Annotated in this window: 11 protein-coding genes; 10 read left to right on the plus strand and 1 reads right to left on the minus strand. The window is 69.8% G+C overall.

Annotated features, from left to right (window positions below):
• Positions 1–67 precede the first annotated feature (67 nt).
• Together O7R11_RS12620 and O7R11_RS12625 are read left to right on the plus strand one after the other, a co-directional pair.
• Entirely contained in the window at positions 68–1,459 is a 1,392-nt protein-coding gene (locus O7R11_RS12620) for a class II 3-deoxy-7-phosphoheptulonate synthase (protein WP_337997886.1), read from the plus strand.
• An 11-nt stretch (positions 1,460–1,470) separates the two neighbouring features.
• Positions 1,471–2,649 (plus strand): beta/alpha barrel domain-containing protein, encoded by a 1,179-nt coding sequence (locus tag O7R11_RS12625; protein WP_337997887.1) that lies wholly within the window; start codon positions 1,471–1,473, stop codon positions 2,647–2,649.
• 4 nt (positions 2,650–2,653) lie between these two features.
• Here O7R11_RS12625 and O7R11_RS12630 read toward each other — a convergent pair whose 3' ends face one another.
• Entirely contained in the window at positions 2,654–3,496 is an 843-nt protein-coding gene (locus tag O7R11_RS12630; RefSeq protein ID WP_337997888.1) for a hypothetical protein, read from the minus strand.
• 182 nt (positions 3,497–3,678) lie between these two features.
• Between O7R11_RS12630 and O7R11_RS12635 the strand changes: the two genes are divergently transcribed.
• The 8 genes from O7R11_RS12635 to O7R11_RS12670 all read left to right on the plus strand — a co-directional run bounded on the left by O7R11_RS12635 (position 3,679) and on the right by O7R11_RS12670 (position 15,567).
• On the plus strand, positions 3,679–5,343 hold the full coding sequence (locus O7R11_RS12635) for an NAD+ synthase (protein ID WP_337997889.1): 1,665 nt from the start codon (positions 3,679–3,681) through the stop codon (positions 5,341–5,343).
• 8 nt (positions 5,344–5,351) lie between these two features.
• Entirely contained in the window at positions 5,352–6,692 is a 1,341-nt protein-coding gene (gene gltX / locus O7R11_RS12640; RefSeq protein ID WP_337997890.1) for a glutamate--tRNA ligase, read from the plus strand.
• Positions 6,693–6,709: 17 nt separating this feature from the next.
• On the plus strand, positions 6,710–8,095 hold the full coding sequence (gene cysS / locus O7R11_RS12645) for a cysteine--tRNA ligase (protein WP_337997891.1): 1,386 nt from the start codon (positions 6,710–6,712) through the stop codon (positions 8,093–8,095).
• Positions 8,096–8,302: 207 nt separating this feature from the next.
• Complete coding sequence (locus O7R11_RS12650) at positions 8,303–11,449, plus strand: EAL domain-containing protein (protein ID WP_337997892.1); 3,147 nt, start codon at positions 8,303–8,305, stop codon at positions 11,447–11,449.
• Between the two features lie 90 nt (positions 11,450–11,539).
• Positions 11,540–13,132, plus strand: a complete 1,593-nt coding sequence (gene cimA, locus O7R11_RS12655) for a citramalate synthase (protein ID WP_337997893.1) — start codon at positions 11,540–11,542, stop codon at positions 13,130–13,132.
• The gene (gene bluB, locus O7R11_RS12660; RefSeq protein WP_337997894.1) at positions 13,132–14,604 is read left to right on the plus strand and encodes a 5,6-dimethylbenzimidazole synthase; all 1,473 of its coding nucleotides are present in this window, start codon (positions 13,132–13,134) and stop codon (positions 14,602–14,604) included. Before cimA ends, bluB begins: the two co-directional genes overlap by 1 nt.
• A gap of 217 nt (positions 14,605–14,821) precedes the next feature.
• Positions 14,822–15,205, plus strand: a complete 384-nt coding sequence (gene crcB, locus O7R11_RS12665; RefSeq protein WP_337997895.1) for a fluoride efflux transporter CrcB — start codon at positions 14,822–14,824, stop codon at positions 15,203–15,205.
• Between the two features lie 11 nt (positions 15,206–15,216).
• A complete protein-coding gene (locus O7R11_RS12670; protein WP_337997896.1) occupies positions 15,217–15,567 on the plus strand; it encodes a DUF190 domain-containing protein in 351 nt (116 codons plus the stop codon).
• Positions 15,568–15,686 lie beyond the last annotated feature (119 nt).

The following is a 15,686-nucleotide window of genomic DNA, read 5'->3' on the forward strand; positions in this document are numbered from 1 at the left end:
TGGGAGGGTCCGATTTTCCGGCGGAGGCCGGAAGGCGGCCCCTTTCCCGCAAGGAGTTGACCGGCACATGGCCGAGACCACCAACTGGACCCCGGAATCCTGGCGCAACCGTCCGCTCGTGCAGATGCCCGAGTATCCGGACACCGCGGCGCTCGTGCGCGCCGAGGCGCGCTTGCGCGGGTATCCGCCGCTGGTCTTTGCGGGCGAGGCGCGCAGCCTCAAGCGCTCCCTCGCCCAGGTGGCGGAGGGACACGCCTTCCTGTTGCAGGGCGGCGATTGCGCCGAAAGCTTCTCCGACTTCCATCCCAACAACATCCGCGACACCTTCCGCATCCTGTTGCAGATGGCGGTGGTGCTGACCTTCGGCGGCTCGCTGCCGGTGGTCAAGGTGGGCCGCATGGCCGGGCAGTTCGCCAAGCCGCGCTCCGCCCCCACCGAGGTGATCGGCGGCGTCGAGATGCCCTCCTTCCGCGGCGACATGATCAACGGTGCGGAGGCGGCGCTCGCAGCGCGCCGGCCGGATCCGGAGCGCATGGTGCAGGCCTACAACCAGTCCGCCGCGACGCTCAACCTGCTGCGCGCCTTCGCGCAGGGCGGCTACGCCAACCTGCAATCGGTGCACCAGTGGAACCTCGACTTCCTCGCCGATACGCCGCAGGCGCACCGCTACAACGATCTCGCCAACCGCATCGACGAGGCGATGAGCTTCATGGCGGCGTGCGGCGTCACCCCCGAACTGGTGACGCAGATGCGCGAGACCGACTTCTACACCTCGCACGAGGCGCTGCACCTCAACTACGAGCAGGCGCTCACCCGCGTCGATTCCACCACCGGCGACTGGTACGACTGCTCCGCCCATCTGCTGTGGATCGGCGACCGCACCCGCCAGATCGACGGCGCGCACGTGGAGTTCCTGCGCGGGGTGGGCAATCCGCTGGGTGTCAAGGCCGGGCCGAGCATGCCGATCGACGACCTCTTGCGCCTGTGCGACATCCTCAATCCGGACAACGAACCCGGCCGCCTCACCGTGATCGCGCGCATGGGCGCCGACGCGGTGGCCGAAAAGCTGCCGCCCCTGGTGCGCGCGATCAAGGCCGAGGGGCGCAAGGTGGTGTGGTCGTGCGACCCGATGCACGGCAACACCGAGAAGGTTGCGAGCGGCCTCAAGACCCGCGATTTCGAGCGCATCCTCGCGGAGGTGCGCGGCTTCTTCGCAGTGCACGCGGCGGAGGGAACCCACGCCGGCGGCGTGCACTTCGAGCTCACCGGGCAGAACGTCACCGAATGCATCGGCGGCGCCTCCGCAGTGACCGAGGAGACCCTGGGCCTGCGTTACGAGACCGCCTGCGACCCGCGTCTCAATGCCGACCAGTCGCTGGAGCTTGCGTTCCTCCTGGCCGGCCACCTCAAGGCCGAACGCGACAAGGCGCGCAACGCCCGCCGCGCCGCGGCGAAGTAAAGGCTGGTTCGATGACTCAAGCATCCAAGCGCCCGGAATCCGTCTGCTGCGCGGCGGTGACGCACCCCGCCGCGGGCGAGGTCTCCTTCTATACCGACAAGTATTTCACCCGCACCCGCGAGATCGTCGAACGCTACGGCGACGTGCCGGTGACCTATGCGGTGTTCATGCGCCGCCCGGTGCTCTATACGCCGCGCCTCGCGTTGGCCTGGCTGGCGCGGGTGATGGAGGAGAAAGGCGCGGCGCTTGCCGTCGAGGAAAGCTTCGCCGAGGGCGACTGGGTGGGGGCGGGCGAGCCGCTGCTTTATTTCACCGGCTCCTTCGTCGCGCTCAGCGAGCTGGAAACCCTGTTCCTGCAAAAGATCGGCGCGGCCTGCGTCGCCGCCTTCGCCGCCTACCAGATGAGCTGCGAGCTGCCGGGGACCGCCTTCCTCGCCATGGACACCCGCCACTGCGCGGGCACCGAGATGGCCGAGCTGATGGCCTACGCCGCCTCCGTCGGTTCCGCCATGGCGCGCGAGAAGAGCGGGGCGGTGGGCTTCGTCGGCAACTCCACCGACGCCACGGCGCACTACTTCGGCAACGCCTGCGGCATGGGCACGATGCCGCACGCGCTGATCGGCTATGCCGGGTCCACGGTGCGCGCCGCCGAGATGTTCCGCGAGACCTTTCCCGAGGTGCCGCTGTTCGTCCTCGTCGATTACTTCGGCCGCGAGGTCAGCGACACGCTGGCGGTGTGCGAGCGGTTCCGCGATCTTGCGAAGGCCGGAGAACTCGGCATCCGGCTCGATACCCACGGCGGGCGCTTCGTCGAGGGGCTGGACACCCAGAAATCCTACACGGTGCTGGAGAAGCACGCGCCGGACGCGTTGCGCGGCTACCGTTCCGAGGTGGAATTGAAGCACCTGATCGGCACCGGCGTTTCCGCCGCCGCGCTGTGGCACGTGCGCGAGGCGCTGGACACCCACGGCTTCCCCAAGGTGAAGATCATCGCCTCCAGCGGCTTCTCGGGAAAGAAGTGCAGCGTCATGGCGCTCGCCAAGGCGCCGATCGACATCATCGGCACCGGCTCGTTCCTGCCGGACCTGTGGAGCGAGACCTACGCCACCGCCGACATCGTCGCCTACGGCGGCGCGCCGAAGGTCAAGGTCGGCCGCGAGTTCCTGCTGCGGCCGCAGCAGGGCGAATAACCCCCTACACCTCCACCTCGGTGCGGTGCGCCGCGGCGTCCAGCGCCGAGAAGAACCGCGCGAGGAAGGCCACGGTCTGCGGACCGTGGCGCTTCGCCACGCCGTCTTCCGCGCTTTCGGCCAACGCCGGGCGCAGCGAGCGGGTGAGCGCCAGGAGCAGCGCCACGGCGTGCCGTTCGGAGAAGCGCCAGTCCCGCTCCTGCGGCGTCTTGCCCGGGGCGAGGTGGGCGTCGATCATCGCGATCAGCCAGGCGAGGCGGCGCTCGAAGTCGCCGAAGTGGCCGATCACCGCCACCTGGATGTCGGTGACCATCTGCCGCGTCCCCGCGTCGGCCATCACCTCGGACCAGTTGGGCTCGCCGGTGAGCGGGCTGAGGTGCGCCTCGGTCACCTGCTCGGCGATGCGGCGGTAGGCGTCGGCGCGGTCCTGGCCGAGCATGGTGGTGACGGCGCAGATCAGCCCCGGCACCAGGCGGCGCGACAGCAGCGGATGCGCCAGCGGCATCACCGCGCCGGGGGTGGAGCCGAAATGCGGGAAGAGCGGCCGCAGCGGCTCGGTGACGATGCGCTCGAACGGCGGCAGGGCGCGGCCCTCCGCCTCGTTGAGCAGGCGGCGGCACTCGTGGAACGACAGCACGGTGAGCGGATGGGTCTGGAGGAAGTCGCGGGCGATGCCGCGCATCACCTGGGCGTCCACCGCCTCGCCGCGTTCCGCGGCGCGCTGTGCGTAATATTGGATGAAATCGGCAAGCAAGGCGTTCGGCGCCTTGAGAGGGCAGTGAACGCCCTCCACCGCTTCGACATGGACGGGAGCGTCGGGTGCGTGCAACATGGCCGCGGCTGACATTTCCTCCTCCATTAGTATGATATTTATCACCCCCATTATACGGCTAATTGCAACTTTGTCATACTTTATAGTGAGAAAGTTACGCCTATGGGCGCATTTTTCTGCGCCATCCACCCCGCGTTGACAGGGATGACGCGGGGCTCTAGCTTGCAAAATCGAGTTTTCTTGAGGAAGCCTCGCGCATGAGCCGTTCTCTGACCGTCAGCCTCGTCCAGATCAATCCCACCGTCGGGGCGGTTTCCGCCAACCTCGACCGCATCGCCGCGGCGCACGCGCGCGCCGCCGCGGCGGGCGCGGACCTGGTGGTGACGCCGGAACTCGCGCTCTCCGGCTATCCGCCGGAGGACCTGGTGCGGCGGCCCGCCTTCCTCGCGCGCATCGACGCGGCGCTCTTGGACCTCGCGCGCCGCGCCGCGGGCGGCCCGCCGCTGATCGTCGGCGCGCCGCGGCCGCGCGCGGGCGACGGCATCCGCGCCTGCGCCAACGTGGCGGTGGTGCTGGCGGAGGGGCGCATCGCCGCGGAGATCGACAAGGCCCACCTGCCCAACTACGGGGTGTTCGACGAGGCGCGGGTGTTCTTTCCCGGGCCGCTGCCGCTGCCGGTGACGATTGCGGGCGTGCGCGTCGGGGTGATGATCTGCGAGGACATGTGGTACGCCGACGTCGCCCGCCACCTGAAGGCGAACGGCGCGGAGATTCTGGTGGTGCCCAACGGCTCGCCGTTCGAGACCGACAAGGAGGGCGAGCGCCTCGCCCATGCGCGCGCGCGCGTCGCCGAGACCGGGCTGCCGCTCCTCTACGTCAACCAGGTGGGCGGCCAGGACGAACTGGTGTTCGACGGCGCGTCCTTCGCGCTCGATGCGGCAGGGGAGGAGGCGCTGCGCCTCGCCGCCTGGCGCGAGGACGAGGGGATGGCGGTGTTCCGTGAGGGGGAGGGGGGCTTCTCCTGCGCCGCGGCGGCGCTCGCGCCGGAGATGGAGTCCTGGGAATCCCTCTATCACGCCCTCATGGTCGGCCTGCGCGACTACATCGGCAAGAACCGCTTCCCCGGCGTGCTGCTGGGGCTTTCCGGCGGCATCGACAGCGCGCTCGCCGCCGCGCTCGCGGTGGATGCCCTGGGCCCGGAGCGCGTCACCTGCGTGATGATGCCCTCGCCCTACACCAGCCGCGACAGCCTGGACGACGCGGCGGCGGTGGCGGGGTTCCTCGGCTGCCGCCTGCACGAGGTCGGCATCGGCCCGGCGATGCGGGCCTTCGCCGACATGCTCGCGCCGCACTTCACCGGGCTGCCGCCCAACGAGGCGGAGGAGAACATCCAGTCCCGCGCCCGCGGCCTCGCCCTGATGGCGCTGTCCAACAAGCTCGGGCCGATGGTGCTGGCCACCGGCAACAAGTCGGAGATGAGCGTCGGCTACGCCACCCTCTACGGCGACATGTGCGGCGGCTTCGCGGTGCTCAAGGACGTCTACAAGACCGAGGTGTTCGCGCTCTGCCGCTGGCGCAACGCGCACCGGCCGGAGGGTGGGCTCGGCCCGCAGGGCGCGGTGATGCCGGAGCGGGTGATCACCAAGCCGCCGACGGCGGAACTCAAGCCGGACCAGAAGGACGAGGACAGCCTGCCGCCGTACTCCCGCCTCGACGCCATTCTCGCCCGCCTGATCGAGGGCGAGGAAGCGCCGGAGAAGGTGGTCGCCGCCGGGTTCGACGCCGACGAGGTGAAAAAGGTCTGGCGCCTGCTCAACGTGGCGGAGTACAAGCGGCGGCAATCTCCGCCCGGGGTCAAGACGACGCGCCTCGCCTTCGGACGCGACCGGAGATACCCCATCACCAACGGTTTCAGGGACTGAATTCCTCCATGGCGGTCAAGGTCCGTTTCGCGCCCAGCCCGACGGGTTATCTGCACATCGGCAACGCGCGCACCGCGCTGATCAACTGGCTGTTCGCCAAGCGCGCGGGCGGCTCCTTCCTGCTGCGTCTGGACGATACCGACGCCGAGCGCTCCACCGCGGAATTCGCCCAAGGCATCCGCGACGACCTCGCCTGGATGGGCCTCGCCTGGGACGACGAGAAAAGCCAGATCGCGCGGCTCGCCCGCTATGCCGAGGCCGGGGAGGCGCTGACCGCGGCGGGGCGGCTCTATGCCTGCTACGAAACGCCGGAGGAACTGGACTACAAGCGCCGCCGCCAGCGCGCCCGCGGCCTGCCGCCGGTCTACGACCGCGAGGGGCTTTCCCTCAGCGCGGCGCAGACCGCCGCCTACGCGGCGGAGGGCCGCCGCCCGCACTGGCGCTTCCTGCTCGATCACGCGGAAACCGCCTGGGACGACCTGGTGCGCGGCCCCCAGGCCTATCACGGCGCGCACCTCTCCGACCCGGTGGTGCGCCGCGCCGACGGCTCCTGGCTCTACATGCTGCCCTCGGCGATCGACGACATCGACTTCGGCATCACCCACGTGATCCGCGGCGAGGACCACGTGACCAACACCGCGGTGCAGATTCAGATGTTCGCGGCGATGGGCGCGGCCGCGCCCGCCTTCGCCCACGTGCCGCTGATCACCGGGCCGGGCGGGGCGGGGCTCTCCAAGCGCGAAGGCGCGCAGGCGGTGCGCGATTTCCGTGCCGAGGGGATCGAGCCCGCGCCGTTGTGTTCGATGCTGGCGAGCCTCGGCACCGCCGAGGCGGCGGATCCGGCGGCGGACCTCGCGGCCCTGACCGAGCGCTTCGACATCCGCCATTTCGGCCGCTCCCAGCCGCAGTTCGACCCGGCGGAACTGGCCGCGGTTTCGGCGCGCCACCTGCACGGGCTTGCCTTCGCCGCGGCGCAGGCCCGCCTCGCCGAGACCGGCCTGGCGGACGCGGACGAGGCGTTCTGGCTGGCGGTGCGCGCCAATCTTCTGCGGTTTTCCGATGCGCATATCTGGTGGCGGGTGCTCCACGAGCCGCTGACGCCGTTGATCGAGGATGCGGAGGTGGCCGCCGCCGCCGCCGAAAGCCTGCCGCCGGAGCCCTGGGACGGCGAGACCTGGGCGGCGCTCGCCGAGGCGGTGAAGGCGAAAACCGGGCGCAAGGGCCGCGCCCTGTTCCATCCCCTGCGTTTGGCCTTGACCGGACGCGAAAATGGTCCTGAACTGAAGACACTACTGCCGATGATCGGGCGGGAGCGGGCGCTCGCCCGCCTGTCCGGCCGCACTGCCTGACGAAAAGGAATTCCGACGTGGCGCTCTGCGTTTACAACACCCTGACCCGCTCCAAGGACCCGTTCGCGCCGCTCGACCCCGGCCATGTGCGGATGTACGTGTGCGGGCCCACCGTCTACGACCGCGCGCACATCGGCAACGCCCGTCCGGTGGTGGTGTTCGACACCCTCTACCGCCTGCTCAAGCGCCTGTATCCGCGCGTCACCTACGCGCGCAACATCACCGACGTGGACGACAAGATCAACGCCCGCGCGCAGGAAAGCGGCCGCTCCATCCGCGACATCACCGAGGAGACGGCGGCCTGGTACCACGACGACATGGCGGCCTTGAACGCCCTGCCGCCGGACGTGGAGCCGCGCGCCACCGAGCACATCGCCGAAATGATCGCTCTGATCGCGGTGCTGATCGAGAAGGGCCACGCCTACGCGGCGGAGGGCCACGTGCTGTTCTCCGTCTCCTCGATGGCCGACTATGGCGCGCTGTCGCGCCGCTCCCGCGACGAGATGATCGCGGGCGCGCGCGTCGAGGTCGCCCCCTACAAGAAAGACCCCGGCGACTTCGTGCTGTGGAAGCCCTCGACGCCGGACCTGCCGGGCTGGGACAGCCCGTGGGGCCGCGGCCGCCCCGGCTGGCACATCGAGTGCTCGGCGATGAGCGGCAAGTACCTGGGGATCAGCTTCGACATCCACGGCGGCGGCCAGGACCTGGTGTTCCCCCACCACGAGAACGAGATCGCCCAGTCCACCTGCGCCCACGGCGCGGGCACCTTCGCCCGCTACTGGATGCACAACGGCTACCTGATGGTGGACGGCGAGAAGATGTCGAAGTCGCTCGGCAACTTCTTCACCGTGCACGACCTCCTGGCCAAGGCGCCGGGCGAGGCGATCCGCCTCACCCTGTTGTCCACCCACTACCACCAGCCGCTCAACTGGACCGACGACGGCCTCGCCCAGGCGAAGCAGACGCTCGACCGCTTCTACGCCGCGCTGGCGCGGGTGGAGGACGTGCCCCCCGGCGCGGCGGCGGAGCCGCACCTCGCGCCGGTGCTCGCGGCGCTCGAGGACGACCTCAACACCCCGGCCGCGATCGCCGCGATGCACGACATCGTCACCCGCCTCAACAAGGCCGAGGCGGCGGACGAACAGGCGGCGCTGAAATCCGCCCTGCTGCAAGCGGGCGAACTCACCGGCCTGCTCGCTTCGGCGCCGGAGGACTGGCGGCGGGGCGCGGGCGTGCCCACCTCTGGGTTGAGCGATGCGGAAATCGACGGAATGATCGCGGCGCGCGCCGCAGCCCGGGCGTCGCGCAATTTCGCGGAAGCGGACCGTTTGCGCCGGATTCTGGCCGACGCGGGGATTCTGCTGGAAGACGGAGCGGGCGGAACCGGCTGGCGACGCGGCTGATGCGGCGGCGGACGGGCGGGTGTCACGCCTTCGGATGAGGCCTGCGGAAAGGCTGGCCAAGCCAGGGGGTGATATGATAGCTAAGACTCAACAAGACTTCATACTTTGGGGTAGGTTGTTGTTTTTTCGCGGGTATATCACGTCCCTCGGGACGGAGACAGAGGGCGTGCCGCGCCGGGCAGACCGGCCGCTCGGGAGATGCCGACCGTGAACACATCGGTCGCGACGCCGGCCCTGCCGGAAACCTCCCTGGGGGGAGTCCGCCGTATCCTCCTGGTGGAAGACGATCTGCTGCATGCCCGCCTTGCCCAGGTGTTCCTCACCGAGGGCGAAGGGGCGATGGCGACGGTTGACGTTGCCGCCACGCTTACCGAGGCGCTCGCCTGCATCGGCGAAAACCGTTACGACGCCATCCTTCTCGACCTCGGGTTGCCCGACGGCCGCGGTCTCGACCTTCTGCGCATCATCCTCTCCGAGGTGCCGGAGGTGCCGGTGCTGGTGCTCACCGCCGAAAGCGACGAGGCGCAGGCCACCGAGGCGGTGCGCATGGGCGCGCAGGACTTCCTGATCAAGGGGCGGCTCGACCGCCGCCAACTGCGCCGCGCCGTCGCCTATGCCCTGGCGCGCAAGCAGGTGCTGCGCACCGGGCTGGCCGAAGGCCTGCTGCAAAGCGTGCTCAACGGCTCCCACAACGCCATGCTGGCGCTCATCCCCTTCGGCCTGGACGGCCAGCCGCGCTGGCGGGTGGCGCTGGCCAACCCGCCCTGCGAGGAGATATTCGGCCGCCCGCCGCGCGACCTGGAGGGCGCGTGGCTCGACGAGATCGCCCTGGCGCGGCCGCTGCCGGGGATTTTCGAACTGCTCGAAGAGGCGTTGCGCACCGGCGCGGTGCGTCAGCACCAGTTGCGCCTGGACGGCGGCGACGGCGCGGCGCGCTGGCTGCTGATGGACGCGGTGGCGTGCGCGGGCGGCGTTTCGCTGACGCTCACCGACATCACCGCGATCAAGGCGCGCGAGGACGAGCTGATGCTGGCGCAGGGCCGCGCGCAGAAGGCCCTGGACGACCGGGTGAGCCTGCTGCACGCCCTGGGGCAGAAGGTGCCCGCCACCCTGGAGCGGATCATGCAGCGCCTCGACGGTTCCGCTGCGGCGCTTGCCGACAGGCGCGACGCCGCGGCCGCCGAGACCGGCCTCACCGCCGCGCGGGCCGAGGCGGCGGCGCTGTTCTCCGAGGTGGAGGCCCTGGTCAATCAGCGCCAGAGCGCGGGCTTCGCCTACCTCGGCGCGGATTACCTCTCGGTGCTGGAAATGTCGCCGGACCTTTCCGCCGTGGTCGGCGCCGCGGACGGCAAGCTCTTGTTCCTCAACGGCGTCGGGCGGCAGATGCTGGGCTTCGCGCCCGCCGCCGATCTTTCCGGCATGTCGCTGTTCGATTTCGTGCCGCCGGACTATGCGGTGCTGTTCGAGGACGGCATGGCCGCCCTGCGCGGCGAGGCCTCCCGCGTGCCGATGCACCTCGGCACCACCGACGGCCGCCTCATCGATGTCGAACTGCTGGCGATGGATTGCCCCGCCGACGGGGTGAAGGAATGGACGGGCAAGGACCCGGTGCTGATCTCCGCCACCGACACCACGCGCCGCAACCGCGCTTCGCGCCGCATCATCGCGCGCGAGGAACAGCTGCGCAAGATCATGGACAACGTCGCCGACGCCATCGTCGTGGTCAACGAGGAGGGCCTGATCGAGACGGTCAACCGCGCCACCGAGAAGGCCTTCGGCGTGTCGGCGCGCGACCTCGTCGGCACCGGCGTCGGCCGCCTGCTCGGCCCGGCGGAGGCGGGGCGGCCGCAGGGCGGGCTGGACGTCTTCCTCAGCGGCGGCTATCCGGCGCGGATTACCGGCTGGCGCCATCACCAGGGCCGCCGCGCCGACGGCGGGCTGTTCCCCATCGAGATCGCGGTGCGCGACCTCAACCTCGGCGAGCGGCACCTCTTCATCGGCCTGATCCGCGACATTTCCGAGCGCGTCTCCTATGAAGAGAACATCCTCTACATGGCGAACCACGACCTGCTCACCACGCTCGCCAACCGCACCAATTTCCACGAGGAACTCGCCCGGGTTCTCGATGCCGCGGTGGCGCGGGGGCGGCGGCTCGGCCTGATGTTCTTCGACCTCGACCGCTTCAAGGCGATCAACGACACCTTCGGCCACCTCGTCGGCGACCGCATCCTCTCGGTGTTCGCGAAGCGGCTGATCAAGGCGCTGGATGCCCGGGCGCGGCTGGTGGCGCGGCTTTCCGCCGACGAGTTCGTCGCCCTGATCGAGGATTCCGGCGGCACCGCCGAGCTTCTGCCGCTGGCTGCGCGGATCATCGAGGCGGTGGAGCGTCCGGTGATCGTGGACAACCACGACATCCGCATCTCCTGCGGCATCGGCGTCGCCGAGTTCCCCGACGCCGGGCCGAGCCCCGAGGATCTGATGCGCGGCGCGGAATTCGCGGTGCGCACCGCCAAGAGCCAGGGCCGCGGTTCGGTGCAGGTCTACGACGAGGCGCTGTCCGCCTCGCTGGTCTACCGCCAGAGGCTGGAAACCGCGCTCGCCACCGCCCTCGACGGCGAGGAGTTCCAGGTCTACTACCAACCCAAGGTGGACTTGCAGAGCGGCGCGTTGATCGGCGCGGAGGCCTTGATCCGCTGGTTCCATCCCGAACTCGGCCTGATTTCGCCGGTGGAGTTCATTCCCATCGCCGAGGAGACCGGCCAGATCCGCGACATCGGCCGCTGGGTGTTGCAGCAGGTCTGCCGCGACCAGTCGGAGTGGCTCGCCCGCGGCGTGCCGGTGGTGCCGGTGGCGGTCAATATTTCCGCCGTGCAGTTCCGCGACGCCAACCTCGATTCCGTGCTGCGCGGCATCCTCGAGGAGTTCGGCCTGCCGCCGGGCCTCCTGGAACTGGAGCTTACCGAGAGCGCCCTGGTCGAGGACATCGACCAGACGGTGGAGACCCTGTCGCGGCTGAAGCGCCTGGGGCTCTCCATCGCCATCGACGATTTCGGCTCCGGCTATTCGTCGTTCGGCTACCTCACCCGCTTCCCGATCGATTCCCTGAAGATCGACCGCGCCTTCGTCTGCAACATCCCGGTCAGCACCAACGACATGACGGTGGCCCGCGCGATCATCGGCATGGCGAAGAACCTCGACCTCAAGCTCGTCGCCGAGGGCGTGGAGACGGTGGAGCAGGCGCGTTTCCTCAAGGATCACGGCTGCGACATGGCCCAGGGCTATCTCTACAGCCGCCCGGTGCCCGCGCCCGCGTTTCTCCGCCTGGTGCAAGAGGGCGTGCCGCGCCTGGTCTAAGGCCCATCGCCGAGTCCCCGGAATTTCTTGAGGTCCGCGCCGATTTGCCGCATTTTCGACGATCCCGCAGGATCGGAAGGCAAGCACTTGATGAGTGGTAATCGGGTTTATCTCTACGACAGCACCCTGCGCGACGGCGCACAGACCCAGGGCGTGGACTTTACCGCCGCCGACAAGGTGGCGATCGCAAGCGAACTCGACCGCCTCGGCATCGACTACATCGAGGGCGGCTGGCCGGGGGCCAACGCCACCGACGACCAGTTCTTCGCCGCGCCTCCCGCCTTCCGCCACGCCCGGCTCGCCGCCTTCGGCATGACGCGGCGCACCGGCCGCAGCGCCGGCAACGACCCCGGCTTCCAGGCGCTGCTCGCCACCCCCGCCCGCGTCGTCACCCTGGTCGGCAAGGCCTGGGAGCATCAGGTCAAGGTGGCGCTCGGCATCTCGATGGAAGAGAACCTCAAGATGGTGGGCGACAGCGTCAAGGCGGCGCTCATCCGCGTCGATGAGGTGATGTTCGATGCAGAGCACTTCTTCGACGGCTACAAGGCCAACCCGGACTATGCCCTCGCCTGCGTCGAGGAGGCCCATCAGGCGGGCGCCCGCTGGATGGTGCTGTGCGACACCAACGGCGGCACCCTGCCGCACGAGATCGGCGAGATCGTCGCCGCGGTGGCCAGGCGCGTGCCCGGCACCCACATCGGCATCCACTGCCACAACGACACCGAGAACGCGGTGGCCAACACGCTCGCCGCGGTGCTCGCCGGGGCGCGCCAGGTGCAGGGCACGCTGAACGGCCTGGGCGAGCGCTGCGGCAACGCCAACCTGATCTCGCTGATCCCCACCCTGGCGGTGAAGATGGGGTTCGAAACCGGCGTCGCCGCGGCGGGGCTGCGGCACCTCAAAACCGTTTCCCACATGCTCGACGAACGCCTCAACCGCGCGCCCAACCGCCACGCCCCCTACGTCGGTGCGAGCGCCTTCGCCCACAAGGGCGGGCTGCACGCCTCGGCGGTGGCGAAGGACCCGGCCTGCTACGAGCACCTCGACCCCGAAACCGTGGGCAACGTGCGCCACGTGGTGATCTCCGACCAGTCGGGGCGTTCCAACATCCTGGCACGCCTCGCCGAGGCGGGGATCGCCGTGGACCCGGACGACCCGCGCATCGCGCAGCTGCTTTCCGAGGTGAAATCGCGGGAGGCCGACGGCCTCACCTACGACGGCGCGGACGCGAGCTTCGAACTGTTCGCGCGGCGCTTCCTCGGCGGCGTGCCGGAGTTCTTCCAGGTGCATTCCTTCCGCGTCATCGACGAGCGCCGCTACAACGCCAAGGGCAAGCTGGTGCACGTCTCCGAGGCGACGGCGCGGGTCCTGGTCAACGATGTCTATTCGATGGAGGCGGGGGAGGGCTTCGGCCCGGTCAACGCGCTGGACGCGGCGCTGCGCAAGGTGCTGGTGCCCGCGTTCCCGATGCTCGGCCGCCTCGCCCTGGTGGACTACAAGGTGCGGATCATGGCGCCGGAACGCGGCACCGCGGCGGTGACCCGGGTGATGATCGAAAGCGCGGATGCCGCCACCGGGGCGCGCTGGACCACCGTCGGCATCTCCGAGGATATCATCGACGCCTCGTTCAACGCCCTGCACGACAGCATCGTCTACTTCCTGATGGGGGCGGCGCGCACCTGATGGCCGGAACCGACCCCTCCCGCGAACAGAGCCCGACCGTGGAAAACGGCGCGGCCCCCAAGGTGATTCTGGTGCGGCCGCAGCTTGCCGAGAACATCGGCATGGTGGCGCGCGCCATGCTCAATTGCGGCCTCGCCGGGATGCGCCTGGTGGAACCGCAGGAGCCGCCCTCCGACCCGCGCGCCCGCGCTTCCGCCTCCGGCGCCGACGTGGTGCTGGAACGCGCCGAACTGTTCCCCGACGTGCGCGCCGCGATCGCCGATGCGCACTGGGTGGTGGCCACCACGGCGCGCCGCCGCGAACAGGTCAAGCCGGTGATGACGCCGCGCGCCGCCGCGGCGGAGATGCGCGGGCGCATCAAAGCGGGGCAGAAGGTCGCGGTGCTGTTCGGTCCGGAGCGCACCGGGCTGACCAACGACGAGGTGTCGCTGGCCGATGCGGTGTGCGAGGTGCCGCTCAACCCCGCCTACTGCTCGCTCAATCTCGCCCAGGCGGTGCTGCTTGTCGGCTACGAGTGGTTCCAGGCGGGGGTGGACGTGCCGCCCTGCGAACTGGTGATGAACGAGACGGCTCCCGCCGCCAAGGACGAGGTGCTCAACTTCTACGCCCACCTCGAGCGCGAACTCGAACTCTGCGGCTTCCTCCGCGTCGAGGACAAGCGCCCGAGCATGGTGCGCAACATCCGCGCCCTGTTCAACCGCGCGGGCCTCACCGAACAGGACGTGCGCACCCTGCACGGCATGGTCGCGGAGTTGGCGCACGGCTCGCTGCGCCGCGCCCGCAAGCTCGGCATCCCGGTGGACAAGCTGCGCGCCGCGCCGCAGCCGCTCTACACCAGCAGGCCGCTGTTCGACAGCGCCTTCGCCGACAAGCTCACCGAGCTGTTCATCTGGCGGCGCGACGTGCGGCGCTTCACCACCGAGCCGGTGCCCGGGGCGGCGGTGACGGAACTCCTGGAACTCGCCTGCCTCGCACCCTCGGTGGGCAACAGCCAGCCCTGGCGCTTCGTCCTGGTGGAGGGCGGAGAGCGCCGCGCCGCGATCCGCAGCAACTTCGAGGCGGCGAACGCGGCGGCGCTGGCGGGCTACGACGGCGACCATGCGCAGACCTATGCGACGCTCAAGCTCTCCGGCCTCGACCGCGCGCCGGTGCAGATCGCGGTGTTCGCCGATCCGGACCCGGCGGAGGGCCACGGCCTCGGCCGCCAGACCATGCCCGAGACGCTGCACTATTCGGTGATCGCCGCGGTGCAGACCCTGTGGCTTGCCGCGCGGGCGCGGGGGCTCGGCGTCGGCATGGTCTCCATCCTCGACCCGGAGACCGCCAAGGCCGCCTGCGACGTGCCGGAAACCTGGGACCTGGTGGCCTACCTCTGCCTCGGCCACCCGGAGGAGGAGCACGCCGACCCCGAGCTGGTGCGCGCCGGCTGGCAGGACCGCATCCCCATGGACCGCGTGGTGTTCCGGCGGTAGAGTGTGGCCGGTTTCGAAAAACCTAAAACGTTGCGAGGGGACTCGGTCCCCTCGCGCTCCCCATAACCCTGGTTTTTGCGCGAAGCGCCATAAGTCCGTGCGGTTGGAGAGAAGGATCGTCTGCCGCTTCGCGGCGAAAACCTAAGGGAGGTTTGGAGGGCCCGCGGCCCTCCAGGCGGGGTGCGGGGCGGCAGCCCCGCGTCGAAGGAAGGACGGCATGATCTATCTGTTCGTCGCGGCGGGAAGCGCGATCGGCGGCGCGCTCCGCTACTGGATTTCGGGGCTGATCTCCCACTGGGGCGGCCAGACCTTCCCCTGGGGCACGCTCGCGGTCAACGTCGGCGGCTCCTTCGTCATCGTCCTCTTCGCCGCGCTCACCGCGCCGGATGCCCGCCTCTACGTGCCGGGCGCGTGGCGTCAGTTCTTCATGGTCGGGGTGTGCGGCGGCTTCACCACCTTCTCGTCGTTCAGCATGCAGACCCTGGCGCTGGCGCAGAACGGCGAATGGGCAAGCGCCGGGATGAACATCGGGCTTTCGGTGGGGCTGTGCCTGCTCGGCGCATGGCTCGGCGGCGCCGCCGCGGCCCTGATCAACGCGTAAAGGAGGTCGCCATGACTCTGCCCAATGCCGCGCTGCTCCTGCGCATCTACCTCGGCGAGGCGGAACGCCACGGTTCCGCGCCGCTGTTCGAGGCCCTGGTGATGCAGGCGCGCGCGAGCGGCCTCGCCGGGGCGACGGTGCTGCGCGGGCCGATGGGGTTCGGCCACTCCGGGGAGCTGCACACCGCGAAGATTCTCGATCTTTCCTCCAACCTGCCGCTGGTGATCGAGATCGTCGATGTGCGCGAGAAGATCGAGGCCTACCTGGAGGCGGTGAAGGACATGCTGGTGAGCACCCTGGTGACGCTGGAGAAGGTGCGCATCGTGCAGTACGGCCAGACCCACCACGAGGTGGAGATCTGAGCCTTTCCGCCGCATTCGGCTTGACATCCGCGTTTTCGCCGCTACTTTAGCGGCCTCACTTCCGGGAACGCGGGCCGGAGGCGCCATCGTGCGCACCTCGGCCCCGCCGCCATCGGCGG

Source organism: Oleispirillum naphthae (genome assembly GCA_027864655.1).
Classification (GTDB): domain Bacteria; phylum Pseudomonadota; class Alphaproteobacteria; order Rhodospirillales; family Rhodospirillaceae; genus Oleispirillum; species Oleispirillum naphthae.

Coding starts and splice junctions, on each gene's coding strand:
- O7R11_RS12620 (WP_337997886.1), top strand. CDS start 68: ATGGCCGAGACCACCAACTGGACCCCGGAATCCTGGCGCAACCGTCCG.
- O7R11_RS12625 (WP_337997887.1), top strand. CDS start 1,471: ATGACTCAAGCATCCAAGCGCCCGGAATCCGTCTGCTGCGCGGCGGTG.
- O7R11_RS12630 (WP_337997888.1), bottom strand. CDS start 3,496: ATGTCAGCCGCGGCCATGTTGCACGCACCCGACGCTCCCGTCCATGTC.
- O7R11_RS12635 (WP_337997889.1), top strand. CDS start 3,679: ATGAGCCGTTCTCTGACCGTCAGCCTCGTCCAGATCAATCCCACCGTC.
- gltX (WP_337997890.1), top strand. CDS start 5,352: ATGGCGGTCAAGGTCCGTTTCGCGCCCAGCCCGACGGGTTATCTGCAC.
- cimA (WP_337997893.1), top strand. CDS start 11,540: ATGAGTGGTAATCGGGTTTATCTCTACGACAGCACCCTGCGCGACGGC.
- bluB (WP_337997894.1), top strand. CDS start 13,132: ATGGCCGGAACCGACCCCTCCCGCGAACAGAGCCCGACCGTGGAAAAC.
- crcB (WP_337997895.1), top strand. CDS start 14,822: ATGATCTATCTGTTCGTCGCGGCGGGAAGCGCGATCGGCGGCGCGCTC.
- O7R11_RS12670 (WP_337997896.1), top strand. CDS start 15,217: ATGACTCTGCCCAATGCCGCGCTGCTCCTGCGCATCTACCTCGGCGAG.